This is a genomic window from Halorussus sp. AFM4 (assembly GCF_051194995.1).
In the GTDB taxonomy this organism is placed as follows: Archaea; Halobacteriota; Halobacteria; order Halobacteriales; family Haladaptataceae; genus Halorussus.
This window is the reverse complement of record NZ_JBNTJT010000001.1, coordinates 1,315,018-1,339,055: the sequence shown is the minus strand read 5'-3', so window position 1 is coordinate 1,339,055 and position 24,038 is coordinate 1,315,018. Positions and strand designations below refer to the sequence as shown.

Annotated in this window: 28 protein-coding genes and 1 pseudogene; 16 read left to right on the top strand and 13 right to left on the bottom strand. The window is 71.3% G+C overall.

What is annotated here, in order from left to right:
- Positions 1-135 precede the first annotated feature (135 nt).
- Positions 136-2,214: an endonuclease MutS2 gene (locus ACQUQF_RS06930; RefSeq protein ID WP_435177107.1), complete on the top strand. Its 2,079-nt coding sequence runs from the start codon at positions 136-138 to the stop codon at positions 2,212-2,214.
- A 453-nt stretch (positions 2,215-2,667) separates the two neighbouring features.
- On the top strand, positions 2,668-3,801 hold the full coding sequence (locus ACQUQF_RS06925; RefSeq protein WP_435177105.1) for an ORC1-type DNA replication protein: 1,134 nt from the start codon (positions 2,668-2,670) through the stop codon (positions 3,799-3,801).
- 39 nt (positions 3,802-3,840) lie between these two features.
- Here ACQUQF_RS06925 and ACQUQF_RS06920 read toward each other — a convergent pair whose 3' ends face one another.
- From ACQUQF_RS06920 to ACQUQF_RS06910, 3 genes are all read right to left on the bottom strand, one after another.
- A complete protein-coding gene (locus ACQUQF_RS06920) occupies positions 3,841-4,548 on the bottom strand; it encodes an SDR family NAD(P)-dependent oxidoreductase (RefSeq protein WP_435177103.1) in 708 nt (235 codons plus the stop codon).
- Positions 4,549-4,636: 88 nt separating this feature from the next.
- Entirely contained in the window at positions 4,637-5,587 is a 951-nt protein-coding gene (locus tag ACQUQF_RS06915) for a hypothetical protein (RefSeq protein ID WP_435177100.1), read from the bottom strand.
- A gap of 325 nt (positions 5,588-5,912) precedes the next feature.
- Entirely contained in the window at positions 5,913-6,221 is a 309-nt protein-coding gene (locus tag ACQUQF_RS06910; RefSeq protein ID WP_435177098.1) for an ArsR/SmtB family transcription factor, read from the bottom strand.
- 99 nt (positions 6,222-6,320) lie between these two features.
- Between ACQUQF_RS06910 and ACQUQF_RS06905 the strand changes: the two genes are divergently transcribed.
- Both ACQUQF_RS06905 and ACQUQF_RS06900 read left to right on the top strand, forming a co-directional pair.
- A complete protein-coding gene (locus ACQUQF_RS06905; RefSeq protein ID WP_435177096.1) occupies positions 6,321-6,623 on the top strand; it encodes an amphi-Trp domain-containing protein in 303 nt (100 codons plus the stop codon).
- A gap of 38 nt (positions 6,624-6,661) precedes the next feature.
- Entirely contained in the window at positions 6,662-7,327 is a 666-nt protein-coding gene (locus ACQUQF_RS06900) for a class I SAM-dependent methyltransferase (protein ID WP_435177094.1), read from the top strand.
- Here the strand turns inward: ACQUQF_RS06900 and ACQUQF_RS06895 are convergent.
- On the bottom strand, positions 7,318-8,574 hold the full coding sequence (locus ACQUQF_RS06895; protein ID WP_435177092.1) for an ABC transporter permease: 1,257 nt from the start codon (positions 8,572-8,574) through the stop codon (positions 7,318-7,320). The two genes, ACQUQF_RS06900 and ACQUQF_RS06895, sit on opposite strands and share 10 nt — an antisense overlap.
- A 374-nt stretch (positions 8,575-8,948) precedes the next feature.
- Here ACQUQF_RS06895 and ACQUQF_RS06890 point away from each other — a divergent pair, with 374 nt between their 5' ends.
- Complete coding sequence (locus ACQUQF_RS06890) at positions 8,949-10,133, top strand: sodium:calcium antiporter (RefSeq protein WP_435177090.1); 1,185 nt, start codon at positions 8,949-8,951, stop codon at positions 10,131-10,133.
- A 68-nt stretch (positions 10,134-10,201) separates the two neighbouring features.
- Here ACQUQF_RS06890 and ACQUQF_RS06885 read toward each other — a convergent pair whose 3' ends face one another.
- A complete protein-coding gene (locus ACQUQF_RS06885) occupies positions 10,202-11,068 on the bottom strand; it encodes an ABC transporter ATP-binding protein (protein WP_435177088.1) in 867 nt (288 codons plus the stop codon).
- Positions 11,069-11,225: 157 nt separating this feature from the next.
- Between ACQUQF_RS06885 and rpiA the strand changes: the two genes are divergently transcribed.
- Positions 11,226-11,912 carry a ribose-5-phosphate isomerase RpiA gene (rpiA, locus tag ACQUQF_RS06880; protein WP_435177087.1) on the top strand — a complete coding sequence of 229 codons (687 nt, stop codon included), beginning with the start codon at positions 11,226-11,228 and terminating at the stop codon, positions 11,910-11,912.
- A gap of 147 nt (positions 11,913-12,059) precedes the next feature.
- Here rpiA and ACQUQF_RS06875 read toward each other — a convergent pair whose 3' ends face one another.
- Positions 12,060-12,227: a DUF1931 family protein gene (locus tag ACQUQF_RS06875; protein ID WP_115798031.1), complete on the bottom strand. Its 168-nt coding sequence runs from the start codon at positions 12,225-12,227 to the stop codon at positions 12,060-12,062.
- A 181-nt stretch (positions 12,228-12,408) separates the two neighbouring features.
- On the opposite strand from ACQUQF_RS06875, the gene larB reads away from it, so the two are divergent.
- The 3 genes from larB (at position 12,409) to ACQUQF_RS06860 (ending at position 13,889) form a co-directional block, all read left to right on the top strand.
- On the top strand, positions 12,409-13,224 hold the full coding sequence (larB, locus tag ACQUQF_RS06870; protein WP_435177084.1) for a nickel pincer cofactor biosynthesis protein LarB: 816 nt from the start codon (positions 12,409-12,411) through the stop codon (positions 13,222-13,224).
- Between the two features lie 197 nt (positions 13,225-13,421).
- The gene (locus ACQUQF_RS06865) at positions 13,422-13,577 is read left to right on the top strand and encodes a DUF7563 family protein (protein WP_435177083.1); all 156 of its coding nucleotides are present in this window, start codon (positions 13,422-13,424) and stop codon (positions 13,575-13,577) included.
- A gap of 57 nt (positions 13,578-13,634) precedes the next feature.
- Complete coding sequence (locus ACQUQF_RS06860) at positions 13,635-13,889, top strand: GIY-YIG nuclease family protein (protein ID WP_435177081.1); 255 nt, start codon at positions 13,635-13,637, stop codon at positions 13,887-13,889.
- A 7-nt stretch (positions 13,890-13,896) separates the two neighbouring features.
- Here the strand turns inward: ACQUQF_RS06860 and ACQUQF_RS06855 are convergent, their stop codons facing one another.
- The 3 genes from ACQUQF_RS06855 to ACQUQF_RS06845 form a co-directional block, all read right to left on the bottom strand.
- Positions 13,897-14,799, bottom strand: coding sequence for an SDR family NAD(P)-dependent oxidoreductase (locus tag ACQUQF_RS06855; RefSeq protein ID WP_435177079.1), 903 nt, complete (start codon positions 14,797-14,799; stop codon positions 13,897-13,899).
- Between the two features lie 3 nt (positions 14,800-14,802).
- Complete coding sequence (locus ACQUQF_RS06850) at positions 14,803-15,426, bottom strand: NADPH-dependent FMN reductase (protein WP_435177078.1); 624 nt, start codon at positions 15,424-15,426, stop codon at positions 14,803-14,805.
- Between the two features lie 80 nt (positions 15,427-15,506).
- Entirely contained in the window at positions 15,507-16,871 is a 1,365-nt protein-coding gene (locus ACQUQF_RS06845; RefSeq protein WP_435177076.1) for a cytochrome P450, read from the bottom strand.
- Between the two features lie 173 nt (positions 16,872-17,044).
- Here ACQUQF_RS06845 and ACQUQF_RS06840 point away from each other — a divergent pair, with 173 nt between their 5' ends.
- The 7 genes from ACQUQF_RS06840 to ACQUQF_RS06810 all read left to right on the top strand — a co-directional run bounded on the left by ACQUQF_RS06840 (position 17,045) and on the right by ACQUQF_RS06810 (position 21,938).
- Positions 17,045-17,848: a helix-turn-helix transcriptional regulator gene (locus ACQUQF_RS06840; protein WP_435177074.1), complete on the top strand. Its 804-nt coding sequence runs from the start codon at positions 17,045-17,047 to the stop codon at positions 17,846-17,848.
- Positions 17,849-18,061: 213 nt separating this feature from the next.
- Positions 18,062-18,235, top strand: a complete 174-nt coding sequence (locus ACQUQF_RS06835) for a DUF1059 domain-containing protein (protein WP_435177072.1) — start codon at positions 18,062-18,064, stop codon at positions 18,233-18,235.
- Between the two features lie 3 nt (positions 18,236-18,238).
- The gene (locus tag ACQUQF_RS06830; RefSeq protein WP_435177070.1) at positions 18,239-18,844 is read left to right on the top strand and encodes an OsmC family protein; all 606 of its coding nucleotides are present in this window, start codon (positions 18,239-18,241) and stop codon (positions 18,842-18,844) included.
- Positions 18,845-18,858: 14 nt separating this feature from the next.
- Positions 18,859-19,626, top strand: a complete 768-nt coding sequence (locus ACQUQF_RS06825; RefSeq protein WP_435177068.1) for a methyltransferase domain-containing protein — start codon at positions 18,859-18,861, stop codon at positions 19,624-19,626.
- Between the two features lie 5 nt (positions 19,627-19,631).
- A complete protein-coding gene (locus tag ACQUQF_RS06820; protein ID WP_435177066.1) occupies positions 19,632-20,129 on the top strand; it encodes a hypothetical protein in 498 nt (165 codons plus the stop codon).
- A 28-nt stretch (positions 20,130-20,157) separates the two neighbouring features.
- Positions 20,158-20,376, top strand: coding sequence for a hypothetical protein (locus ACQUQF_RS06815; protein WP_435177064.1), 219 nt, complete (start codon positions 20,158-20,160; stop codon positions 20,374-20,376).
- A gap of 152 nt (positions 20,377-20,528) precedes the next feature.
- Complete coding sequence (locus ACQUQF_RS06810) at positions 20,529-21,938, top strand: phosphoglucomutase/phosphomannomutase family protein (protein ID WP_435177062.1); 1,410 nt, start codon at positions 20,529-20,531, stop codon at positions 21,936-21,938.
- Between the two features lie 19 nt (positions 21,939-21,957).
- Here ACQUQF_RS06810 and ACQUQF_RS06805 read toward each other — a convergent pair whose 3' ends face one another.
- The 4 genes and pseudogenes from ACQUQF_RS06805 to samp2 all read right to left on the bottom strand — a co-directional run.
- Positions 21,958-22,161 carry a hypothetical protein gene (locus ACQUQF_RS06805; protein WP_435177060.1) on the bottom strand — a complete coding sequence of 68 codons (204 nt, stop codon included), beginning with the start codon at positions 22,159-22,161 and terminating at the stop codon, positions 21,958-21,960.
- Positions 22,162-22,206: 45 nt separating this feature from the next.
- Complete coding sequence (locus ACQUQF_RS06800) at positions 22,207-22,641, bottom strand: GNAT family N-acetyltransferase (RefSeq protein ID WP_435177058.1); 435 nt, start codon at positions 22,639-22,641, stop codon at positions 22,207-22,209.
- 72 nt (positions 22,642-22,713) lie between these two features.
- A complete protein-coding gene (locus tag ACQUQF_RS06795; protein ID WP_435177617.1) occupies positions 22,714-23,277 on the bottom strand; it encodes a peroxiredoxin family protein in 564 nt (187 codons plus the stop codon).
- Between the two features lie 69 nt (positions 23,278-23,346).
- Positions 23,347-23,541, bottom strand: a pseudogene (gene samp2 / locus ACQUQF_RS06790) (ubiquitin-like small modifier protein SAMP2); the annotation flags it as partial.
- Between the last annotated feature and the right edge of the window lie 497 nt (positions 23,542-24,038).

The window sequence follows — 24,038 nt, the reverse complement described above, 5'->3', positions numbered from 1 at the left end:
TCTTAAGGTGTTTCCGGCCGCTCGACGGGCGACGCTCGACGGCGACGGACCGTCGCCGCCCGCGGTGCCGAGTGGTCCTCGCCGCCCGCGGCGTCCGCGAATATTTTTAAGCGAGGGGTCGGTACTCAACCCCGAATGGAGTTGGAGGCGATACCCGGCGTCGGGGCGAAGACCGCGGCCGCGCTCTCGGAACTGGACGACCCCGAGCGCGCGCTCCGGTCGGGCGACGTGGCCGAGCTCGCCGGCGCCCCCGGCATCACCGAGGGCCGGGCGGCGGCCATCGCCCGCGGCGCCATCCGCGAGCGCCACGGCGACCCCGGCGGCTTCCTGGCGACCGACCGGGCCGAGGAGATCTACCGCGACGCGCTGGGCCTGCTGGCCGACCGCACCGTCACGAGCTACGGCGAGAAGCGCCTGGAGACGCTGTACCCCAGCGGGGTCGCGTCCCGCATCGAGGAGGTCCGGAAGTTCGCCGAGCGGGCGGTCGAGCGCGACCCCGATTCCGCGGTGCTCGACGCGCTGGCCGACGTCGAGCCCCTCGCCGAGCCCCGCGACGTGACGGTCCGCGACCGGTGCCTGGCGACCGCCGACGCCGAGCGCTACAGCGAGGCCCAGCGCGAGATCCCGGAGCTGAGCGTCGAGGTGGTCGAGGACGCCCGCGACCTCGCGGACCTCGCGCGGGGCTACTCGACCGTGGTCGCGCTCGACGAGGCGTTCGCCGGCGTGACCGTCGACGGCGACGTCCGAGTCGAGCCCGACGCGCTGGAGCGGCCCGCCGAGGTCGTCCCCGAGCGCGTGCTCGCCTTCTACGCCGCGAACCGCGACTCGCTGCGGGCGGCCGCCCGGGTCCACCGCGCGGCCGACATCGACCCGCCGCTGGACATCGACGCGCTGGAGGCGGCGCTCGCGGACGTGGACTCGGACGGCACGGTCGTGGGCGACGAGGAGCTCGACCGGCTGTCGCGGGCCATCGACGACCTCGACGCCGCGGTCTCGACCGCCGAGAGCGTGGCCAACGACCAGCTCCGGGACGCCATCGAGGAGCGGGACGTCACCGTCGAGGGGTCGGACCTGCTCTCGCTGGTCGAGCAGGGCGCGGGCGTCGACTCGCTGCTCTCCCGGGAGCTGAGCGACGAGTACGCCGCCGCGGTCGAGGCCGCCCGCGAGGAGCTGATCGAGTCGCTGGAGCTGGACGCGGGCGAGGCCGAGGTCGCCCGCCGGGCGTTCCCCGAGGAGCCGACGTTCCCGGTCGAGCGCGACGAGGAGGTCGTCGCCCGACTCCGCGAGGACCTCCGGGCCGCGAAGGACCGCCGGGCCGCCCGCCGGAAGCGCGAGCTCGCGGCCGACCTCGCGGATCGCCGGGCCGACGCCGAGGAGCTGGTCCGGACCGCGCTCGAACTCGACGTCGAACTGGCCGTCGCCCGGTTCGCCGAGGACTTCGACTGCGTGATGCCGGAGTTCGGCGGCTCGGGCTTCGCCATCGAGGGCGGGCGGTCGCCGCTGCTCGACGTCGACTTCGAGTCGGTCGAGCCGGTCGACTACGACGTCTCGGGCGTGGCGCTGCTCTCGGGGGTCAACAGCGGCGGGAAGACCTCGACGCTCGACCTGGTGGCGCTGGTGGCTATCCTGGCCCACATGGGGCTGCCGGTGCCCGCCGAGTCGGTCCGCATCGAGCGGTTCGGCGCGCTCCACTACCACGCCAAGACCCAGGGGACGCTCGACGCCGGCGCGTTCGAGTCGACGCTCCGGGAGTTCGCCGGGCTGGCGACCGGCGCCCCGAGCGCGTCCGCGGACGGCGGGTCGGGCGGCGAGTCCGGCGACGCCACCGGCAACCGGCTGGTGCTCGTCGACGAACTCGAGAGCATCACCGAACCCGGCGCCAGCGCCAAGATCATCGCCGGTATCCTGGAGGAGCTTCGGGGCCGGGACGTGACCGGCGTGTTCGTCTCGCACCTCGCGGCCGAGATCCGCGAGATGGCCGACTACGACGTGCCGGTCGACGGCATCGAGGCCGAGGGGCTGGAGGACGGCGAGCTCGTGGTGAACCGCTCGCCGGTGAAGGACCACCTCGCGCGCTCGACGCCGGAGCTCATCGTCGAGAAGCTGGCGAGCGAGGCGCGAAGCGCCTCGAACGAGTCGAGCGGGGAGCGCAGCGATCCGCGAGACAGCGACTCCGACGGGGAGTTCTACGACCGGCTGCTCGGGAAGTTCTAGAACTCGGTGAGTTGCGTCGCGTTCTCGGCAGGACGAGACGTTTCGGTCGCAGCATTAATCGAGACGTCCGAGTAGCTAGCTACTGCCGTCACCTATGTACCGCCCTGCACCGCAACCGCAAACCTCACCCCTCCCCAGCCTCCGGCGGTGCTCGCGATGCTGCGCTCCTCGTCCCTCGCACGCTTGGCGCGCCACGGAGGGCGCGCCGTGGGAGCGAGCTCCCACGAGCCTCGGCTCGCTCCGCTCGCCGAGACGCCAGCGCGCGCCGGAGCATGAGTCGAACTGGCGTACCCGACACCCTGTTCCGCCGGAGCAGTCAGTCGGCCGTCATCAATTCGACCGAAGTCCACGCCGCCTCCCGGAGAACCCCCGAATCGGCCGCGTGGAACCCTCTGCGCTCTAATAATTTCGGCTGCCGAAAGGTTAAGTAGCTGGGACAGCGAGGTGAAAGTGATGGCAGACGACCCCGAGGAGGGGATGCTCTCGTGGGACGAGTCCGTGTTCCGGGACGAACACGTCTTCGAGATCGACTACGTTCCCGAGACGTTCGCCCACCGCGAGAGCGAGATGCGGAGCCTGAAGTACGCGCTCCGCCCCGCCGCCCGCGGCTCTCGGCCCCTGAACGTCATCGCCCGCGGCCCGCCCGGCACCGGCAAGACCACCGCGGTCCAGAAGGTGTTCGGCGAGCTGGGCGCCCAGACCGACGTCCGGACCGTCCGCGTCAACTGCCAGGTCGACTCGACGCGCTACTCGGTGTTCTCGCGGGTGTTCGAGGGCATCTTCGAGTACGAGCCGCCGTCGTCGGGCATCTCGTTCAAGAAGCTGTTCCGCCAGATCACCGAGAAGCTGGTCGAGGAGGACGAGGTGCTCGTCGTGGCGCTCGACGATGTCAACTACCTCTTCTACGAGGGGGAGGCGTCCGACACGCTCTACTCGCTGCTGCGGGCCCACGAGGCCCACTCCGGCGCCAAGATCGGCGTCATCGTCGTCTCCTCGGACCTCAACCTCGACGTCATCGAGGACCTCGACGGCCGGGTCCAGAGCGTCTTCCGGCCCGAGGAGGTGTACTTCCCGGTGTACGACAACGAGGAGATCGTCGACATCCTGCAGGAGCGCGTCGACCGCGGGTTCCACGAGGGGGTCATCACCGCCGACGTGCTCGACGAGGTGGCCGAGCTCACCGCCGAGAGCGGCGACCTCCGGGTCGGCATCGACCTGCTCCGGCGGGCCGGGCTCAACGCCGAGATGCGCGCCAGCCGGACCGTCAGCATGGAGGACGTCGAGCAGGCCTACGAGAAGTCGAAGTACGTCCACCTCAGCCACAGCCTCCAGGCGCTCTCGGACAGCGAGATCGAGCTGCTGGAGGTCATCGCCGAGCACGACGGCGAGCGCGCCGGCGACGTCTACGACGCGTTCCACGACCAGACCGGGCTGGGCTACACGCGCTATTCGGAGATCATCAACAAGCTCGACCAGCTCGACATCATCGACGCGACCTACACCAACGTCGAGGGCCGCGGCCGGTCGCGCCAGCTCTCGCTGCGCTACGAGCCCGAGGCCGTGCTCAACCGGCTGCAGGACGAGTAGCGGGCAGCGGGGCGGTGTCGTTCTCCTCCGCTTCCGTTCTCAGAACTCCTCGACGTGGGGCCGCAGGTCCAGCTCCAGGGTCCACGCGCTGCGGTCCTGCTCGACGAGGTGCCAGTAGCTCTCGGCGACCGCGTCGGGGTCGAGGAACTCCTCCTCGCCGCGGTCCCCGCGGTCCCGTTCGGCGCTCGGCGTCAGTATCTGGCCGTCGATGACGACGTGGGCGACGTGGACGCCCTCGGGACCGAGTTCCCGCGCCATCGACTCGGCCATCCCGCGGGCCGCGAACTTGGCCGACGAGAACCCGAGCGCGCCGCCGCGGCCCCGGACCGCCGAGGTCGCGCCGGTGAAGATGACCGTGCCGCCGTCCGCGTCGGGGCCGGTCATGTCCGCGACCGCCTCCTTCGAGCAGAGGAACGCGCCGTAGCCGTTGACCCGCCACGCCCGCTCGAACTCGTCGGCCGAGAGGTCGCGCAGGCCCTTCCACGACCCGCCGCTGGCGTGGTTGACGAGCACGTCCACCGGGCCGAGCTCCTCGCGGACCCGGCGGAACCCCGCGCGGACGTCGTCGGGGTCCGAGACGTCCGCCTCGACGCCCGCGGCGTCCGCGGGCAGGTCGTCGGCGAGGTCCGCGACGTACTCGCCCGACCGGGCGAACAGCCCCACCCGACACCCCTCGTCGGCGAACTTGCGCGCGAGCGATTCGCCCAGCCCCGGTCCGACGCCTGCGATCACCGCTGTTCGTGTCATCGACTCCCGATACGACTCGCGTCCGGAAAGAAGTACGCACGTACGCTCTGCCGTCGATGCTACAGATGTAGGTCCGCTGACGGACGTCTCAGGTCCGCTGCTGGAGCGCGGCCAGCAGCTCGGCCAGCGTCCCGCTGGTCGCGAAGTTCGAGACCACGGTCTCGCCGTCCTCGGTGATCTCGGCGAACGAGAGCTCGAACTGGGCGCTCTCGACGGCATCGGCCGTGTTCTCGGCGGTCACGCCGGACTCCTCGGCGGCCGACGCGATCGACGACAGCGACAGGTCGCCCTCGGCGGCCGACTCGCGCACCTGCGAGGCGAACTCGATGTGCTCCTCGGGGATGGTCCCCGGCGGCGTGATGGTCATCTGCATCTCGCTGAACTCGAACGAGCGGCCCGAGACGTTCGCCGACCCGCTCGGCGCGGCGATCACGACCGTCGCGCCGTCGAGCCCCATCACCACGTCGTTGGCGGTGAACTCGGCGTCGCCGCGCTGGATCGTCAGGACGTCCCACTCGGAGGTGCCCAGGGCGGCGAGCTCCTCCAGCGTCGGCCCGCCGTCCTCGAGGAGCGCGCGCGTGCCCTCGGGCACGACCGAGCCCGCGACGCCAGCGGCGGTCACCTGGTCGGCGATCAGTTCGCCGTCGAGCTCGACCGAATCGAGCTCCACCTGGACCTCAGACTCGGGGTTGAGGTTCGACTCCCTGATCGCGACCGCGAGCGGCGTGAGCGTCCGGCCCTCGAAGCTCTCGACCAGCCCCTCGCGCAGCGTGGCGTAGGTCTCCTCGGAGACGTCGCTGGCGGTCACGACGGCGCTGCCCACCGACAGCGAGCGCTCGCCGCTCTCCATCGTCCAGTCCTGCACCCCGAACCCCATCGTGCCGTCCTGGTACACGAACCGGGCCAGGCCCACGTTGCTCGTCACCCCGCCGAGGCTGACCGACACGTCCTCGATCTCCAGCGGTTCCGTCGACTGTGCGGATGCGTCGGCCGATACGCTCCCGATCCCGCCGAGCGAGAACGTTGCGGTTGCGAGCATCGCGCCGAACTGACGTCGTTTCATGTCTCTCACGAGAGACCCCTAACCCGCTCACTGGGATAAATAGGATATACTGTTTGAACCGTTCGACGGAATAAGCCGCGTTTTCCGGGCCGGCAATCGCCGCACCCGCGGCGGGTGCCGAGATCGCGGTCGACTCGGGCTGAACTGCCGCACTCCGTCGATAACCCGCTGTTACAGTAACGCGGTTGTCGTTAGGCACGCCGTGAGTGACGCCGAAATCTGTGTGACTCCGGGCGAAGTCGGGATTGACCGGCTCGGACCGCGAGCCGACGGGACGAGCGGCCCGAACCGGGCCCGGCTGTCAGTCGTCGGTCGCGGACTCGACCGCGGTCGGGTCGTCCCGGCGCTCGCCGGTCCGGAGGACGAAGGTGCGCTCGGGCGGCGGCGCGGCCCGGAGCTCGACGGTCCGGGCCAGGTAGTAGTACTTCCGGTTGCCCTGCTCGTAGTGACCGACGAGCCCGGCGTCCTCCAGCTTCGTGAGGTGGTGGACGGCGGTCTTGCCGTCCATGCCGACGGTCTCGGCGAGCTGGGTGACGTACCGGGGTTCGCGCGACAGCTCCCGGATGATCTCGATCCGGGCCTTGCTCCCGAGGAGGTCGATGAGCGACACGGTGACACGGCTACGACCTCCCGACCCAAAAAGCCAACCGGCGCTCGCGGGCCCGGAGAGCCGGGCGATATTAGGCGGCTCGGACCGAACGGAGGGGGTATGGGGGACCGGGTCAACCTGCCCGACGACCGAGACCGACAGCGAACGACCGTGACCGACGGCTTCTTCGAGCGCGAGATCCACCTCTCGCGCGAGGCGACCGCCGCGTTCCTCCGGGAGCTGGCCGACCAGATCGAGAACGACACCCGGCTGACGCTCTCCTCGCAGGACTGGGAGATCCCCTTCGAGTACCGCGAGCCGGTCGAGGTGGAGGTGGAGTTCGCGGGGGGCCGCGAGGCCGAGCTCGAGGTCGAGTTCGAGTTCACCGAGCCCCGCGGGAGCGACGAACTCAGCGTGGAGTGAGGCGAAGGGATTTGTACGACGGGTGACTGTTCGGAGGTATGGCCGACGATCCCGGAGCGGACGACGAGCGGAGCGGCGCCGACGGCGACGCAGAACCGCACGGCGGGGAGGACCCCGCGGCGTGGTGGGACGAGGTGTACGAGCGCGACGACTCGCCGCCGTGGGACATCGGGCGACCCCAACCGGCGTTCGCGGACCTGGCCGAGTCGGGGGCCGTCGAGGGCCGCGTCCTCGACGCCGGCTCCGGCACCGGCACGCACGCGCTCTGGGCGGCAGAGCGCGGCCACCCGGTCGTCGGCGCGGACGTCTCCGAGGCGGCCGTCGAGCGGGCGCGGGCGGCGGCCGACGACCGGGGCCTCGACGCGGCGTTCGTCGTCGCCGACGCGCTGGACCTGCCCGCCGACCTCGGCCCCTTCGACACCGTCCTCGACAGCGGCCTGTTCCACGCCTTCGAGTCCGACCAGCGCGACGCCTACGCCGACGGACTCGCCGCGGTCGTCCGCCCCGGCGGACGAGTGTTCGTCCTCGGATTCGGCGAGGGCGCGCCCGAGGACTGGGGCCCGAACCCGTTCGCGCCGGCCGACGTGCGCGCGGCGTTCGGTGAGGGGTGGACCGTCCGCGATATCAGCGCGGTCGAGTTCGAGACCCGCGAGGCGTCGGTGCCCGGACTCCTGGGCGTCGTAGAGCGGGACGCTCACTCGTAGCGGAGCGCGTCGATGGGGTCGGTCCGGGCCGCGCTCCACGCCGGGTACAGCCCCGCGACCACGCCGACGAGCACGCCCACCGCGACCGCGATGCCGAACCACTCGTAGGGCAGCACCAGCCCCATCCCGATGTACTCGGCCGCGGCGTAGGCGCCGGCGACGCCGACCGGGATGCCCAGCACCGCGCCGAACAGCCCGAGCAGCGTCGCCTCCAGCAGGAACAGCTGGAGCACGTCGCGGTTCTGGGCGCCGACCGCCTTCATGATGCCGATCTCCTTGGTCCGCTCGGTCACGCTGACCAGCATGACGTTGGCGATGCCGATGGAGCCGACCACCAGCGAGATGACCGCGATGCCGGTCACGAAGTTGGTGAGGGTGTTGATGAGCTCCTTCAGCTGGTCGACCAGGTCCTGGTCGGTCTCGACCGCGAAGGCGTAGCTGTCCGGGATGAGCTTCGCGGCGTCGGACTCGTCGGTCAGGTACGCCCGCACCCGGTCCTTGACCCCGGGCACCGCCGCGAAGTCCTCGGCGACGACCGTCAGCGTCGGGTAGACCCGCTGGCTCTCGCCGGTCCCGGGCCGGTCGATGGTCGTCCGGTAGAACGGGTCGGTCGGCGTGAACACCAGCGGCCGGGAGCCCCCGCCGAGCCCCGCTCCGAAGACCCCGCCGGCGCCGCCGGCCGACTCGTTGAGCAGCCCGACGACCTCGGCCTCGACCGACTCGCCGGAGGCGAGCCGGAGCGTCACGTTCTGGCCGACGTCGAGCGCCGGGTCGAACAGCTGTGCGGCCGGCCGGTTGACCACCACCTCGCGCCGGCCCTGCCGGAAGGGCCGGCCCGCCGCGAAGCTGTCGGGGTCGAAGTAGCTCGGCGAGGTGGCGATCACCTCCCGCTGGGCGACGGTCCGGCCGCCCGCCGAGATCGCCGCGGTGGGGACGATGCCCCGCGGCACCACCTCCGCGACGCCCGAGATGTTCCGGAGCCGGTTGATGTCGTGGGTCGTGAACACCGGCTGGGCGCCCGCGCCGGGGCCGCCGTCGGCGCCCTCGGGGCCGGCCCAGACGTAGATGTTGGGCGTGCGGTCGGCCCCGACCTGGCCGAGCACGTCGGCCTGGAGGCTGGTCCCGAGCGTGACGAAGGTGACCACCGCCGCGACGCCGATGACGATCCCGAGCGTCGTCAGCGTCGAGCGGAGCTTGTGGCTGCGTATCGCGCGCCAGCTGAGGCGCAGGCTCTCTCTGAACTCCATTCGGTGTGGCTGTGTCAGTCGATTCGCGCCTGTCGGCCGACCACCGGCGCGTCCCTGTCGACCGCGGGCTCGGTACGGTGCGACCGCGGGCTCGAAGCCCTTTGTCGTCGCGCGTGCGACCGTCCGGGACCGTCGGCGGGGGTCGCCGGTCGCTCACGTCGGCGACCGCTCCGGCGTCGGGCGATAGTGTCCGTGCTAGGGCGATGAGGGTATTCAAGATGTCGGCTGGCGCGCAGCGACGGACCCGCCTGCCGATGCCGGCGAGCGCCGGACCCGCCGCCGGCTCCGTGTAGACGAGTTCAACGGAGTCGGATACACGGGCAACAAGTATCACGTGGGTGGCTGTCGTGGGGTCGTCGGGGGAACTCGAAGGCTTGCGTTCGAACACGTCTCACGCCGGTCTCGTCGTCGCACTGCTCGTCGTCTCGGTCGCCGCCGCGGGGGTCGTCGCGGGGAGCGCCGGAGGGGTCCAGGAGTCGGGCGAATCGGGTGAATCGGAGGAACTGCTGTCGGTGTCGGGGTGGGCCGCGGTGGCGGCGTTCCTGCTCGGGTCGCTGATACTGCTGGGGAGCGTCGAGGTGCTCATCCACGCGCTGGTCCGGACCGCCTCGCGGTTCGGCGTCTCGGCGCTGCTGCTGGCCATCGTGGTCTCGGGGACCGAGGTCGACAACGTCGCGTTCGGCATCTTCACCGGGTTCCGGGAGATGCAGAACGTGGCGTTCGGGCTGGCCATCGGCAACGCCATCTCGATCTTCGGGCTGACGCTGGCGGCGGCGGCGCTGCTCTACCCGTTCGAGGTGGACGTCCCGACCGACTACCTCGCCATCATGGTGCTCTCGCCGCTGGCGCTGCTGCCGTACCTGATGGGCGGCAGCATCGGCGCCGTCGACGGCGTGGTGCTCATCGCCGCCTTCCTCGTGGTGTTCGCGTACATCGCGGCCCGCGAGCTCCGGGGCGACCGGAGCTACATGCGGTCGGGCGAGGTGATGGAGGCCGCGACCAGCGCCGACGGCCAGGGCGAGGTGGCCACCGCGGCCGCCGACGGCGCGACGGACGACGACCTGCCGGGGCCGCTCCGGCGGGTCGCCGACCACGACTGGTTCTGGCCCGCGATGATGCTGGTCGCGCTCGGGGGCATCGTCGTCGGCGCCGAGGCCGCCTCGACCGGCACCGAGGGCATCGTCGAGACCTGGGAGCTCGGCCAGACCGCGTTCGGCGTGACGCTGGTGACCGTCGTGTTCACGCTCGACGACCTGCTGCTCGCGGTCGAACCGGTCCGGCTGGGGTACAACGACATCGCGGTCGGCGGCATCATCGGGAGCCTGCTGTTCTTCGTGACCGCCAACACCGGCATCGTCGCGCTGGTCGGCTCCGTCACCACCAGCCCGCGGGCGCTGTACTTCCACCTCCCGGTGCTGCTCGTCGCCGCCGGGCTGTCGGGACTGCTGCTCTGGCGGGGGAAGCTGACCCGGCTCGCGGGGGCGGCGCTGCTCGGGCTGTACGTCGCCTACCTCGCGATGAACGTCTTCTTCTTCTCGGTGCTCCCGGTCAGCGGGTGAGGCCCGCTCTCCCCGGGACCGGCGGGACGTCCGCAGAAGCAGTGCGGCGACCCGGACCGCGCCGCACCTCAGGGCAGGTCGGTCTCGACGCGCCGCGGCTCGTCGATCTCCTCGATGCGCTCGACGGTGCCGTCGAGCACGTGGACGATCCGCTCGGCGTGCTCGGCGATGGGCCGCTCGTGGGTCACCATCAGGATGGTGTTGCCCTGGTCGTGGAGCTCCTGGAACAGGCCCATGATCTGCCTGCCGGTCTCCTGGTCGAGGTTGCCGGTCGGCTCGTCTGCCAGGATGATGGCCGGGTCGGCCGCCAGCGCCCGGGCGATGGCGACCCGCTGGCGCTGGCCGCCCGACAGCTCGTTGGGCCGGTGGTCGCCCCGGTCGCCGAGGCCGACGTTCGCGAGGAGGTCCTCCGCGCGGTCGATGCGCTCGCTCTTGTCCACGCCCTGGAAGACCAGCGGGAGCGCGACGTTCTCGGCCGCGGTCAGCTTCGGCATGAGGTTGAACGTCTGGAAGACGAAGCCGACCTCCTCGCCCCGGACCCGGGTCCGCTTGCGCTGGGAGATCGACGAGACCTCCCGGCCGTTGACCCAGACCTCGCCCTCGGTTGGCGTGTCGAGGCAGCCGATGAGGTTGAGCAGCGTGCTCTTGCCCGAACCGCTGGGGCCCATCACCGCGGTGTACGACCCCCGCGGGATCGACAGGTCGACTCCGTCGAGCGCGTGGACGGGTTCGCCCAGGTAGTAGGTCTTGCGCACGTCGCGGAGCGCGACCGCCTCCTCGGCGGGCTCGGCCGACCGGTCCTCCGGTCCGGCCGGGGCCTCCTCCCGCTCGGCCGTCGGCTCCTCCCGTTCGCTCGCCGCTTCCCCCTGTTCGGTCGTCGCGTTCCCCTCCCCGGTCCCCGTGCCGGACTCGGCGTCCGAGTCGCTGGCAGCCATTGTCTTTCGAATCAGGGGCGGAACTGCCAAAACACTAGCGCCCGTTCCGCCGGGAAACGAGCCGTTGCGGTCGCCCGGTCGGGCGCCGGCCCGCTCGACCCGACGCCGTTGCGTCCGTTCGACCAGACTTTTCACCGCGGCCCGCGCAGGTCCCGGCATGAAGACGACCGGCGGAAGCGACGCGCAGAAGCGGGCGGCGGGCGAGAGCGCGGCCGAGGCGGTCGAGGACGGGACGGTCGTCGGGCTCGGCACCGGCTCGACCGCGGCCCACGCCATCCGCGCGGTCGGCCGGGCGGTCGACGCCGGCCTCGACGCGCGCGGAATCCCGACCTCGTTCCAGTCCCGGGAGCTCGCCCGGGAGGTCGGCGTCCCGCTCACGACCCTCGAGGAGGCCGACGGGGTCGACCTCGCGATCGACGGCGCCGACCAGTTCTCCGGGCCCCACCTCGTGAAGGGCGGCGGCGCGGCCCACGCCCGCGAGAAGATCGTGGACGCGGCCGCCGACCGGCTGCTGGTCGTGGCCGACCCGAGCAAGGCCGCCGACCGCCTCGACCGCCCGGTCCCGGTCGAGGTGCTGCCCGACGCCAGGACGACGGTGGCCGACGAGATCCGGGCGCTCGGCGGAACGCCGACCCTCCGGCGGGCCGAGCGCAAGGACGGCCCGGTCGTCACCGACAACGGGAACCTCGTGCTCGACTGCGACTTCGGCGAGATCGACGCGCCCGCGACGCTCGCGGCCGACCTCTCGCAGCTCCCCGGCGCGGTCGAGCACGGCCTGTTCGTCGGGATGGCCGACGAGATCCACGTCGGGACCGACGACGGCGCGGACGTCCGGCGGTTCTGAACGCCGCGCTCTCGCTGCGCTCGTTGCGGTGCGCTCGCAGAACTCTCGACTCCGCGGTGTTTCGTCGCTCGGTGATCCCGCGACAGCGACGGCCGAGCCGCGGGCTACGCGGGTTGCGCTCGATAAAAGAAACGAGGTCGTGCCGGTCTACAGGTCGCGGGGCTGGACGGTCTTTCGGTCGTTCGCCTCGGCCCGGCGGGCAGCCTCGTCGAGGAGCTCCTCCACGCGCTCGTCGAGCGCGTCGTAGAAGTCGGAGGCCACGTTCTTGTCGTCCAGTGCGTCCTTGACAGCGGCTTTGACGATGAGGTCTGCCATACGACCCTTTCTTTCCTGCCACCCCTAATAAAGCTTCCCAAATTCGCGGGCGAACGGGTCCGTGTCGGTCATTTCCCGGTCATCTATCCGTGGTGCCAAAATACATAAATACTAGGCGGTTGTGTGGCGGCGGTCGACCGCGGTCGGAGGATAGGAGTACGTAGAGCGCCCAGAGTCGGACATGCGCGATCTACTCGAAGCGGTCGCCGCCGGCGAGGTGAGTCCGGCGGAGGCAGAGGCGCGACTCGCGGGGTACGCGACCGGCGACGCCGGCCGGTTCGACGCGGCCCGAGAGACCCGGAGAGGCGTTCCAGAGGCGATCCTCGGCGACGGCAAGACGCCGGCCGAGGCGGCCGCGCTCGCCGAGACCGCGGTCGAGACCACCGGCCGGGCCGTCGTCACCAGGACCGACGGGGCCCAGCGCGAGGCGGTCCGCCGTCGACTGGCCGACACCCACCCAGAGGCCGAGGTGTCGGTCCACGAGCGCGCGCGGGTCGTCGTGGTCCACGCCGCGGACTACTCGCCGCCGGACCTCGACGCGACGGTCGGCGTTGTCACGGCGGGGACCAGCGACGCGGTCCCGGCGGGCGAGGCCGCAGTCATCGCCCGGGAGATGGGCGCGACCGTCGACCGGGTCGACGACGTGGGCGTCGCGGCGCTGACCCGCATCGTCGACCAGCTCGACCGCCTCCGAAGTGCCGACGTGCTGGTCGTCGCCGCCGGCCGGGAGGGCGCGCTGCCCACCGTGGTCGCCGGCCTGGTGAACACCCCCGTCATCGGCCTGCCGGTCTCGACCGGCTACGGCCACGGCGGTGAGGGCGAGGCCGCCTTCGTCGGCATGGTGCAGTCCTGCTCGGTGCTGTCGGTCGTGAACATCGACGCGGGGTTCGTCGCCGGCGCCCAGGCCGGTCTGATCGCGCGGGCGGTCGACGGCGCGGCCGACGGGGAGGGCGCCGACGCGGCCGACCCCGCCGTCGCGTCGGACGATTCCGAGTAGCTCGGCCGACACCGGCCCTTACTCGGCGGCAATCCGGCGTTTCGACCGGCAGGCCTTGCCGGGAGATCCGCCGCCCGGATTCAATTCCCGAAAACCTTCTTTGTATTTCTGAAAATCAGTATCGGGTTTGAGAAGGATTTTTATCGGTCGGGGCCAAAGATTTGGTCACTGGCAGCACGGCTGCCAGTTGAAACCCAATGCCAAGGTGTGACCACTGCGGCGCGCACGTCTCCGAGCAGTTCGCACGAGTGTTCGCCGACGAGGACGGTCGGGTTCGCGCGTGCGTCTCGTGCTCTGCGAACGCCGGAATCGCGGAAGTCGCGCGCCAACGCGCCAGAGAGGCCGGAGCATAGCCCGCTGAACGGGCGGGAACCGAAACGCTAAGAACCACCACGCGAAGCCTGTAAGGCGTGCCGGACCACTGGGTCTACATCGTCGAGTGCGCCGACGGCAGTTTTTACACGGGCTACACCACCGACGTCGCGCGCCGCGTGCGCGAACACGACCGCGGCGAGGGCGCGAAGTACACCCGCGGCCGCGCGCCGGTCGAACTCGCCTACCGGGAGGGGTTCGACTCGAAGTCGGCGGCGATGTCCCGCGAGCACGAGATCAAGCAGCTGTCGCGAGCGGCGAAGGAGCGGCTGGTCGAAGCGGAAGGGGAGTGAGGAGAGGCTATTCTACGGGGTCGCCCTCGGGGACCGAGGCCGGGAGGCCGGTCAGTTCCGCGCTGCGCTCCCAGAGCCGCCGCTGGAGCTCCGAATCGGTCGCCGCCTCGGCCGGGGTCGCCCGCTCGCGCCGGTCGAAGTACGCCCCCGAGACGTCGGCCACCGCGTCGCTGGTCGTCAGGTAGACCAGCGCCTCGGCCGCGCCGTCGACGCTCTCGAACGGGCCGACGGGGACGACGCCGGCGACCAGCGCCGCCGCGGTCGTGAACAGCCTCGAGAACCCCTTCGCGTTCCGGACGAGGTCCGTCTGGGGAATCCAGCCCGGGTGGACGCAGTTGGCGGTCACGCCGGTCCCGGCGAGGCGGTCGGCGAGTTCGACGGTGAACAGCACGTTCGCCAGCTTCGAGTCGGCGTAGGCGTCGAGGCCGTCGAACTCCTCGCCCCGGACGACCGCGTCGAGGTCCGAAAGCGACCCCCGCCGGTGGAGCGCGCTGGTCGTCGTGACGACCCTCGCCGGCGCGCTCTCGCGGAGACGGGGCGCGAGCAGGTTCGTGAGCAGGAACGGCGCGAGGTGGTTGACCGCGAAGGTGAGCTCGACGCCGCTCTCGGTCGTCCGGCGGCGGTCCCGGGAGGTGCCGGCGTTGTTCACCAGCGCGTCGAGGCGGTCGCAGTCGGCCCGGACGTCGCGGGCCAGCCGGCGCACCGCGTCGAAGTCCGCGAAGTCGGCCCGGTAGAACGCCCCGTCGCTCTCGGGGTGGGCCGACCGGACCGCCGCCAACGCCTCCTCGCCGGCGGCGCGGTCCCGGCCGGTGAACAGGACCGTCGCGCCCCGCGCGGCGAGTCGCTCGGCGGCCGCGCGGCCGATACCGCTGGTCCCGCCCGTCAGGAGGACGACCTGGTCGGCGGCCATCGGTCAGTCGTCGGCGTCGGCCTCGGCCGCGGTCTGGTCGTCCTCCTCGGCCGCGGCGTCCTCGTCGACGCCGGCGTCGGGCGCGGTCACCTGGGGGTCGATGAAGGCGTACTCGACGGCCTGCTGACCCAGCGTCTCGACGCGGTCGGCGATGTCCTCGTCGATAATCTCGCCGTCCTCGAACTTGTCGCGGGCGTTCCGGATGCCGACCTGGTGGGGCAGCACCCAGGCGTGGACGCCCCGGGCGGTCACCCGCATGTGGTCGAGCGTGCTGCCGAACGACCCGCCGCCCGCCGACGCCAGCAGGCCGACCGTGGTGTCCTCGTACTCGTCCCAGCCGCAGTAGTCGTGGACGTTGCGGAACGCCGCCGAGTACGACCCGTGGTACACCGGGCTCCCCCAGAGCACCGAGTCGGCCTCGCGGATCTTGCGCTTGAGTTCGGTCGCTTCCGGGGGCTCGGGCTCGTCGGGGTCGAACACCGGGAGGTCGTACTCGCGGACGTCGAGGAGCTCGGTCTCGGCGCCGCGTCGCTCGGCAGCCGCGAGGGCGTGGGTCAGGGCCTGTCGGGTGTAGCTGCCGTCGCGCATGCTGCCCGCGAGCGCGACGACGACTGGAGTGGTACTCATTGCCCGAAACTAGGGCGCTGAGCGGGAAAACAGTTTCCGGGTCTCGATTTTTGTAGCAGTCGTGATACAATTCGGAGCGCTCAGCGCCGCCGCGTCGTCACCGGTACCTCGCCTTTCGGCCGGAGCGTGACCGCCGCCGAGAGGTCGAGGTCGTCGTACTCGCGCTCGACCGTCCAGTCGCGGGCCGTCGTCGCGAGCACGAGCTGGGCCTCCGTCATCGCGAACTGCTGGCCGATGCACCGCCGGGGCCCGCCGCCGAACGGGAAGTAGGCGTACTCGGGCCGGTCGGCTCGCGGTTCGCGTCGCTCGCCGCCCGCGTCCGAGGCGCGTGGCACCTCGCGGTCCCCGATCCAGCGCTCCGGCCGGAACTCGCCCGGGTCGTCCCAGAACCGCTCGTCGCGGTGGAGCACCCACGTCGGCAGGACGAGCAGCGACCCCTCCGGGATCGAGTAGCCGCCGATGACGACGTCCTCGGCGGGCTCGCGCCGGATCTCGTGGGCCGGCGGGTAGAGCCGCAGCGCCTCCTTGACGACCGCTTCGGTGTACTCGAACGCGAACACGTCCTCGACGGTCGGGCGGTCGTCGACGACCTCCGCGATCTCCCCGTGTAGCCGGGCCTCGACCTCCGGATTCCGGGACAGCAGGTCCCAGACGTAGGTCAGCGCGAGCGCGGTCGTCTCGTGGCCCGCGAACAGGAACGTCAGCATCTCGTCGCGGAGCTGCTCGTCGTCCATCGCGGCGTCCGAGTCCAGCAGCATCGCCAGCAGGTCCCCGCGGTCGGTGTCGCTCCCGCGGCGCTCGTCGAGGATGTCGTACACCTGCGTTTCGAGGTGGTCGAGCGCCCGGTTCGCCCGCCGGAGGTACGGGACCGGCGCCCAGTCGGGCGCGAGGAAGGTGATCGGCTGGTTGCGGGGTTTGAGGGGCTCCTGCATCGCCTCGACCGCGTCGTAGATGCCGCGGGCCTCGAGGTCGATATCGTCGCCGAACATCGCCTCAACGAGGATTTCGAGCGTCGTGCGCATCATCTCCGAGCGCAGGTCGACCGTCCCGCCGTCCCGCCAGCGGGCGAGGGTGTCCTCGGTCCGGGAGACCATGACGTCGGCGTACCGCCTGATGTTGTCCACGTAGAACGCGGGCTGGATGGCCTCGCGCTGGCGCTCCCACAGCGCGCCCTCGCTGGTGACGAGCCCGTCGCCCAGCATCTCGCTGAGCTGCTCGTTGCCGCCGCTGTGCTTGGGGAACGTCTCGCGGTCCTCGAGCACCCGCTTGACGTCGGCGGGGTCGGTCAGCATGTAGGCGTCCCAGCCGATGATCTCGTAGTTGACGACCCGGCCGTACGCCTCGGCGCACCGCTCGCGGAACTCGCAGGGGTTGCGGGCCCACTGGTGGGTGTTGCCGACGAGCGGGAGGCCGCGCGGTCCGGGCGGAGTCTCTGTCGTCGTCACGTGCGTTACTACCGGTCGCACCCGCCTGGCTCTTCTGCCGCGAATCCGCGGTCGTTTTAGTAGGAGCCGGTCTCGCCCGTCGCGCGGAGGGCGGTCGCGCCCCCGGGCCCCGGAGATCACTCCCGCTCCCCCGGAGAGCGAAGGGTTATTACGAAATCGTGCGTACAGTTCTCATGGGCTCGAGCACGGGATCACCGATCGACGACATCGCGTACCTGGCGCGGTCCGAGCACCGCGCCCCGACGCTCGTCGCCCTGACCGTCCGTCCCCGCAGCCGCTCCGAACTCTGGGAGATGACCGGCGTCTCGTCGTCGACGATCAGGCGGACGCTGCGCGAGTTCGAGGACCGCAACTGGATCCGCAGGGAGGGCTACCGGTACGAGGCCACGCCGCTGGGCGCGTACGTCGCCTCCGCGGTGGCCGAGCTGATCGAGCGGCTCGAGACCGAGCGGACGGTCCGGGACGTCTGGCAGTGGCTCCCGGACGAGGACAGCGGGTTCACGATCGAGATGTGCGCCGACGCGGTCGTGACGGTCGCCGAGGCCGACAACCCGTACGCCCCCGTCAACAGGTTCCTCGAACTGCTCAGGGAGACCGACCGGTTCCGGTTCGTGGGGTCGGACCTCGCGCTCCTCGAACCCTGCCGGGACGAGTTCTGCCGGCGGGTCATCGACGGCATGCGGGCCGAGATCATCGACCCGCCGAGCGTCGCCGAGTACATCCGCTCGACCTACCCGGAGCTGTCGGCCGAGACGCTGGCGAGCGGGAACCTCACCATCCGGCTCCACGACGACCTGCCGTCGTACGGGATCGCGCTCTTCGACCACCGAATCGCGATCTGCGGCCACGACCCCGACAGCGTCTCGGTCCGGGTGCTGCTCGACACGGACGCCGAGGACGCCCGGGAGTGGGCGGAATCGCAGTTCTCGTTCTACCGGCGACGGACCCCGACGGTCCCGCTCGAAGCGATCGAGTGACGACGCTCGGCCGTCCGGTCCGGGGAAACGATCCGTCTAGCCCGTCTCTCCCCCGTCACTCAGTGACGGCCGGTCATCGCCTGCGCGGCCGTCAGTCGCTGCCGGTGCGTCACCGCCTGGACGCGGGGCCAGCGGCCGACCGGTGTGCCACGAGTTAGCTATCTAACACGCTGGCTCGTATCCGCTACTCGCCGAAAGGCGGACGAAACCACCATGGCACGAGCACACAAACTCGACTGCGAATCGGCGGCGGCAGACTGCCGGTTCGTCGTGCAGTCGGAAGACGAAGCCGAAGCGATCGAACTGGCGAAGAACCACATGCGAGAGATCCACGGGAAGGAGTACACGGACGACGAACTCCGGACGGAACACCTCCAGGTGGTGTGAACGATGGCGACCGAACGGCGGGTCGACCACGGCGTCGACCTCGACAGACTCGAAGGGTTCGCCGAGTACGCGGCCGACAACCCCGACGAGGTGCGGCTCGGACTCGGCGCCCGCTCGACCTACGAGGGGACGTGCGCCCACAGTCTGGCGAAGGTCGACTCGTACGAACTCGGCGGCGAGACCATCGCTCGCGGGACGCGGGAGTACACGATCCCGTACGGGGGCTGGAAGGAGGTGCTGGACGCGGGCGGCTGGGTCGGGGCGACCGACCGGATGGAGCCGATCGAGGTCGCGCTCTCGGCGCTCGCCTCGTGCATCAACGTCGGCATCACCATCAACGCGGTCGCCAGCGGCGTCGACATCGAGCATCTGGAAACGCGCGTCCGGGCCGACTGCGACCCGGGCGTCCTCTTCAGCACCAAGGAGCTCGGCGAGGCCGACTCCGTCTTCGAGAACCTGACCGCCGAAATCGAGATCGAGAGCCCGGACCTCGACAGGGACCGGATCGACGAGTGGGCGCGGCGGGCGCCCGTCTACACGCTGGTCTCGCTCGACCAGGACGTCGAACTCGCGGTGACTACCCCGACCGAGGCGGCGGCCGACGACTGACGGGGTGACGACGGATGGAGAACTCACTCGACGTCGACCGCCTCGAACGGGCGGTCAAGAGCGTGTACCGGGACGTCGCCGAGGCGCCGGACGAGGAGTACCACTTCGAGACGGGGCGCGAGCTGGCCGAGCGGCTCGGCTACCCGGCGGGCGACCTCGACCGGATCCCCGCGCGGGCCCTGGCGTCGTTCGCGGGGGTGGGCTACCACTTCGACCTCGCCGACCTCCGGGCGGGCGACGACGTGCTCGACCTGGGGAGCGGTTCCGGAACCGACGCGTTCGTCGCGGCGCTCCGCGTCGGGGACGCCGGCAGCGTGACCGGGGTGGACATGACCGACCCGCAGCTCGCGACGGCGCGGCGCCTCCGCGACGAGGCGGGGCTGGACAACGTCCGCTTCGAGCGGGGGTACGTCGAGGACCTCCCGTTCGACGACGCGACGTTCGACGCGGTGGTCTCGAACGGGGTCCTCAACCTCTCGCCGGACAAGCGGCGGGTGTTCGAGGAGGCGTACCGGGTGCTCCGGTCGGGCGGCCGGCTCGCCGTCTCCGACATCATCAGCGAGCGGCGGATGCCCGAGAGCATCAAGAACGACGAGGACCTGTGGGCGGCCTGCATCGGCGGGGCCGAGCAGGTCGACCGCTACACGCGGCTCATCGAAGCGGCCGGCTTCGAGGTGGCGGCCGTCCGGGACAACACCCAGTACGAGTTCGTCTCGGAGTCGGCCGCGAACGCGTGTCAGAAGTACGGCGTCAAGAGCATCTCGCTCGGCGCCCGGAAGTGATTACCATGGCAACCGAACAAACGGTCGCAGGCGAACGGAACGAACAGATCGAAATCGAACTGCAGATCCGGAACGGCTCCCTGCTGATGGCGCTGGCGGGCGTCGCGTTCGTCGGATACGGGGTCGCGTTCCTCGCGATGAACTTCGTGGGGGACGGCTTCGAACTCGGGGTCAGCACCCTCGACGGGATGACGAAGGCCGACCTGAATCCGACGGTCGCGTACTACATCAGCCACCTGCACGTCGCCACCGCGGCGTTCATCATCTCGACGGGGATCGCCGTCGCCGCCCTCTCGTGGTACGGCGTCCGCCGGCGGCTCGCCTGGGCGTGGGCGACGGCAGTCGTCGCAGCAGTGGTCGGCCTGGCGCTCGCGCTGCCGATGCACTACACCGCGGACGCGTTCGCCCACGACTGGGTGACCCACCTCGGTCCCGTCTACCTGGCGACGGTCGTCTTCGTCGTCGGGGCCGCGATGGCGTTCCGCGGACTCGATGCGACGTGACCGCGACGGACGCCGCCCGCAACCGCAAATGACCCCGACAACCGTCGCCCTCCTGCACGGCGCCGGCGGCTCCGAACTCGCGCTGCTCGAATACCTGTCCCGCGTCGCGCTCCATCTCCTCGCCTTCGGCGGCGTCGCCGTCGTCGCGCTCCGGGGACCCGACGCGGTCCGCGGCGTCCGCGCGGCGGTCGCGGAGATCCACTCCGGGGTCGCGGAGCGGCGGGACGATCGGGAGAACGACCCCTGATTCGCCGTCAAGTCCATTCCTCCGCCCCCGGTTCCTCCGCACCCCGATGTCCCGGCGGCCAGGCGCGGGACTGACCTCCGTCCCGGCGCCGCCGGTCGCGTGCGAATCTACCACGCGGTGGTTTTTTCGGCGGGGGTAGCGACGATGTGGGTATGGAGACGCCGATTTCGTTCGGGACCGACGGCTGGCGAGCGACGCTGGACGAGTTCACCGCGCCCCGCGTCCGGATGGTCGGGCAGGCGGTCGCCGACTACCTCCGGGAGGTCGAGGACCGCGACTCGGGGACCGTCGCTGTCGGCTACGACGCCCGCGAGACCTCGCGGGGGTTCGCCGAGGAGCTCTGCCGGGTGCTGGCGGCCAACGGCTTCGACGCGCTGATCCCGCCGCGGGACTGCCCGACCCCGCTTGCGGTCTGGACCGTCGCCGACCGCGACCTCGCGGGCGCGCTGGTGGTCTCGGCCTCGCACAACCCGCCGAACTACAACGGCGTGAAGTTCTTCCCCCACGACGCCGCGCCCGCCCTCCCCGAGGTCACCGACGAGATCATGGCCCGCATCGCCGAGCCCCGCGCGCTCCCGGAGGACGAGCAGGGCAGCGTCCGCGAGGAGGACCTCCTCGAACCGTACGCCGCCCACCTGTTCGACGTCGTCGGAGTCGGCCCCGAGGGCTCGGACGCCGAGGGGACCCTCGACGGCCTGGAGGTCGTCTACGACGCGATGCACGGCTCGGGTCGCGGCTTCACCGACGAACTGCTCGAGCGCGCCGGCGCGACCGTCCACCGGCGGCGCTGCGAGCAGGACCCCGAGTTCGGCGGCACGAACCCCGAGCCCAGCGCCGAGAACCTCCAGGGGCTGGTCGAGGAGGTCCGCGAGCGCGACGCCGACCTCGGCATCGCCAACGACGGCGACGCCGACCGCATCGCGGTCGTGACGCCCGACCGCGGCTTCCTCGACGAGAACCTCTTCTTCGCGGCGACCTACGACTACCTGCTCGAGGACGACTCCGGCCCCGCCGTGCGGACCGTCTCGACCACGTTCCTGGTCGACCGGGTCGCCGAGGCCCACGGCGAGGACGTCGTCGAGACCGCGGTCGGCTACAAGTGGGTCGCCGAGGCCATGAAGGACCACGACGCGCTCATCGGCGGCGAGGAGTCGGGCGGCTTCTCGGTCCGGGGCCACGTCCGCGAGAAGGACGGCGTGCTGATGGCGCTGCTCGCCGGCGCGGTCGAGAGCGAGCGCTCCTACGACGACCGCGTCGACGACCTCCTCGCGGAGTTCGGCGAGATCCACCAGAGCAAGGTCAGCGTCGACTGCCCCGACGAGGAGAAGCAGCGCGTGCTGTCGGACCTGGAAGCCGACCTCCCCGACGAGGTGGCCGGCGAGCACGTCGAGCGCGTCAACGACACCGACGGGTTCAAGATCCTGCTGGAGGACGGTTCGTGGCTGCTCGTCCGGCCGAGCGGGACCGAGCCCAAGATGCGCATCTACGCCGAGGCCGCAAGCGAGGCGCGGGTCGACGAACTGCTCGACGCCGGGCGCGACCTGGTCGAACCGCTGGTGTAGGCGTCGCCCGGTCGCACCGCTAGGCCTCTCGGTCTCCGAGGTTCAGCAGCCCGCCGGGGTTCGCGTAGTAGACGTACGCCAGTCCGAGCCCCAGCGCCACCGCCAGCGCGCCGAGCAGGTCGCTGGCCCCGACCGCGAACCCGTCCGAGAGCGTGACGTAGCCCATCACGACCGCGAACGCGGTCCAGATGACGGCGACCCGCCGGCGGCGTTGCTCGTCCATGTTCCACAGCGCGCGTCTCGGACAGTTGATTCTATTGGAACCGTCTCAGCCGTCCGCGCGACCGTCGTAGCGACCCCGGAGCCGACTCGCCTCGCCGTCCCCGTCGACCCGCGAGACGTCGAACCCCAGCGACTCGTAGAAGGGCCGCACGGCCGGGTCGAACTCGGCGGTCAGGACCCCGCGGCGCTCGGCCGCGGCGCGGACCAGCGCCGAGCCGACGCCCCGGCCGCGGCGCGCCCGCCGGACCGCCACGGCGTCGACGTGCGCGGCGCCGTCCCTCGGAGAAGTCCCCTCGTCCTCGCCCGGGACGAGCACGAGCGCGCCGAGGATAGAACCACCGCCGTCGCCCTGCGCCACCAGCACGTCGCCGGCGGCGATGCGCTCGCGGAGGTCGTCCCGGACCTGCAGCATCGCGGCGTCGAGGACGCGGCGCACGTCGAGTCGGTCGTCGTCGGTCGCCGCGCGGACTCTGACGGTCACGTTCGTCTCCAGTCGTTCGTCGTCATCGCCGGTCGCCCGTCGTCAGGCGTCACGAGCAATCCTCATCGGGCGTCACGCCCGCTCGTCGCCGAGCATCCGGTCGACCGTCGCCAGCACGTCGTCGACCGGCGGCCGGTCGTCCGGCTTCTCGCCGCGGTGGACCGCGTGGAGCCGCAGCTCGCCGTGCCGGGCGTCGAGGACGGCGACCTGGGGCAGCCGGCCCAGCAGGTCGACGCGCCGCCCGAGCGGGCCGAACCGGACGGGCTGGTCGTACTGCTCGGCGACCTGCTTGTCGGCGTCGGCCACCAGCGGGAACGGCAGGTGGTACTTCTTCTGCCACTTCTCGGCCTTCCCCTCGGGCTCGGGCAGCACCGCGACCGCCGCGGCGTCCCGGTCGCGGAACTCGCGGTAGCGCTCGGCCACGTCCCGCACCTGCTGGCGGCAGCTCCGGGACCAGTAGTCGCGCAGGAACAGCAGGACCACGGCCCGGTTCTCGTCCGGGCGACCCGTCGCCCACTCCCGCCCGACGAAGGCGTCGGCGTCCTCGGAGCCGGGTCCGCTGGCGGCGAACGACGACAGCGCCAGCGGGTCGGGGCCCGCCCCGGCGTTCGGCAGCTCGAAGTCGAGCTCCGACACGCCGAGGCCCCGGCGCTCGCGGTCGAGCGCCGTGACGGGGCCGGCCTCGTCCTCGTCGGTCGGTCCGGCGCCGCCCTTGATGAGCCGCAGGACCTTCACGTGGTCGGCCTCGACCGGCCGGTCCTCCGGGACGGGCCGGCCGTCGACCATCACCGACACCTCGTGGGGGCTGAGGTCGACCTCGGCCAGCAGGTCGGCGTAGGTCGCGTCCTCGACTTCGAGGTCGCGACTCCCCTCGCCGACGACCTCGACGGTCACCTTCATGCTATCGAGTTTTCGGGCGGTGAGGGGTAAGCGTGTCGGGAGCGGTGAATCCGGGTGTGGGGCAACGACTCGGGGGCCGGACAGGACGGAGACGGGTGCGTCGAGGCGAGGCGGACCACGAGACAGCTAGCTACTGCCGTCAACTATGTAGCCGCCCGCACCCGCACCGCGACGGCCCCACGCCTCCCAACCTCCTCCTTCGCTTCCATCGGTCGCTCAGTCATCCCTCGGACGCTCGGCGGGGCCATAGCGGCCGTGCCAGCGCGCGCCGGGTACCAGTGGTCGGCAATGAGGCTTGCTCATCAATGTAAACCGCGTCGCTTGCGGACCTCTGTCGTCAAGAACCGACACCAGCCGGATCTGCGTACCGGAGGTGTTTTGTAGCGATAGGAGAGAGGGGCAGGTAGACGGCACGGTCGGACGGTTACCTTTCAGCCCGCGTGGTTTCCACGCGGGTCATTACCGACCGACCTACCCCGTCTCTCTAACAACCGCGA

Bases quoted from the DNA above. Each gene is read 5' to 3' on its own strand.
- ACQUQF_RS06900 (WP_435177094.1), top strand. From the start codon at position 6,662: ATGGCCGACGATCCCGGAGCGGACGACGAGCGGAGCGGCGCCGACGGC.
- ACQUQF_RS06920 (WP_435177103.1), bottom strand. From the start codon at position 4,548: ATGACACGAACAGCGGTGATCGCAGGCGTCGGACCGGGGCTGGGCGAA.
- ACQUQF_RS06915 (WP_435177100.1), bottom strand. From the start codon at position 5,587: ATGCTCGCAACCGCAACGTTCTCGCTCGGCGGGATCGGGAGCGTATCG.
- larB (WP_435177084.1), top strand. From the start codon at position 12,409: ATGCGCGATCTACTCGAAGCGGTCGCCGCCGGCGAGGTGAGTCCGGCG.
- ACQUQF_RS06895 (WP_435177092.1), bottom strand. From the start codon at position 8,574: ATGGAGTTCAGAGAGAGCCTGCGCCTCAGCTGGCGCGCGATACGCAGC.
- ACQUQF_RS06830 (WP_435177070.1), top strand. From the start codon at position 18,239: ATGGCGACCGAACGGCGGGTCGACCACGGCGTCGACCTCGACAGACTC.
- ACQUQF_RS06815 (WP_435177064.1), top strand. From the start codon at position 20,158: ATGACCCCGACAACCGTCGCCCTCCTGCACGGCGCCGGCGGCTCCGAA.
- ACQUQF_RS06930 (WP_435177107.1), top strand. From the start codon at position 136: ATGGAGTTGGAGGCGATACCCGGCGTCGGGGCGAAGACCGCGGCCGCG.
- ACQUQF_RS06820 (WP_435177066.1), top strand. From the start codon at position 19,632: ATGGCAACCGAACAAACGGTCGCAGGCGAACGGAACGAACAGATCGAA.
- ACQUQF_RS06810 (WP_435177062.1), top strand. From the start codon at position 20,529: ATGGAGACGCCGATTTCGTTCGGGACCGACGGCTGGCGAGCGACGCTG.
- ACQUQF_RS06925 (WP_435177105.1), top strand. From the start codon at position 2,668: ATGGCAGACGACCCCGAGGAGGGGATGCTCTCGTGGGACGAGTCCGTG.
- ACQUQF_RS06805 (WP_435177060.1), bottom strand. From the start codon at position 22,161: ATGGACGAGCAACGCCGCCGGCGGGTCGCCGTCATCTGGACCGCGTTC.
- ACQUQF_RS06905 (WP_435177096.1), top strand. From the start codon at position 6,321: ATGGGGGACCGGGTCAACCTGCCCGACGACCGAGACCGACAGCGAACG.
- ACQUQF_RS06865 (WP_435177083.1), top strand. From the start codon at position 13,422: ATGCCAAGGTGTGACCACTGCGGCGCGCACGTCTCCGAGCAGTTCGCA.
- ACQUQF_RS06850 (WP_435177078.1), bottom strand. From the start codon at position 15,426: ATGAGTACCACTCCAGTCGTCGTCGCGCTCGCGGGCAGCATGCGCGAC.
- ACQUQF_RS06840 (WP_435177074.1), top strand. From the start codon at position 17,045: ATGGGCTCGAGCACGGGATCACCGATCGACGACATCGCGTACCTGGCG.
- ACQUQF_RS06875 (WP_115798031.1), bottom strand. From the start codon at position 12,227: ATGGCAGACCTCATCGTCAAAGCCGCTGTCAAGGACGCACTGGACGAC.
- ACQUQF_RS06885 (WP_435177088.1), bottom strand. From the start codon at position 11,068: ATGGCTGCCAGCGACTCGGACGCCGAGTCCGGCACGGGGACCGGGGAG.
- ACQUQF_RS06825 (WP_435177068.1), top strand. From the start codon at position 18,859: ATGGAGAACTCACTCGACGTCGACCGCCTCGAACGGGCGGTCAAGAGC.
- ACQUQF_RS06855 (WP_435177079.1), bottom strand. From the start codon at position 14,799: ATGGCCGCCGACCAGGTCGTCCTCCTGACGGGCGGGACCAGCGGTATC.
- rpiA (WP_435177087.1), top strand. From the start codon at position 11,226: ATGAAGACGACCGGCGGAAGCGACGCGCAGAAGCGGGCGGCGGGCGAG.
- ACQUQF_RS06835 (WP_435177072.1), top strand. From the start codon at position 18,062: ATGGCACGAGCACACAAACTCGACTGCGAATCGGCGGCGGCAGACTGC.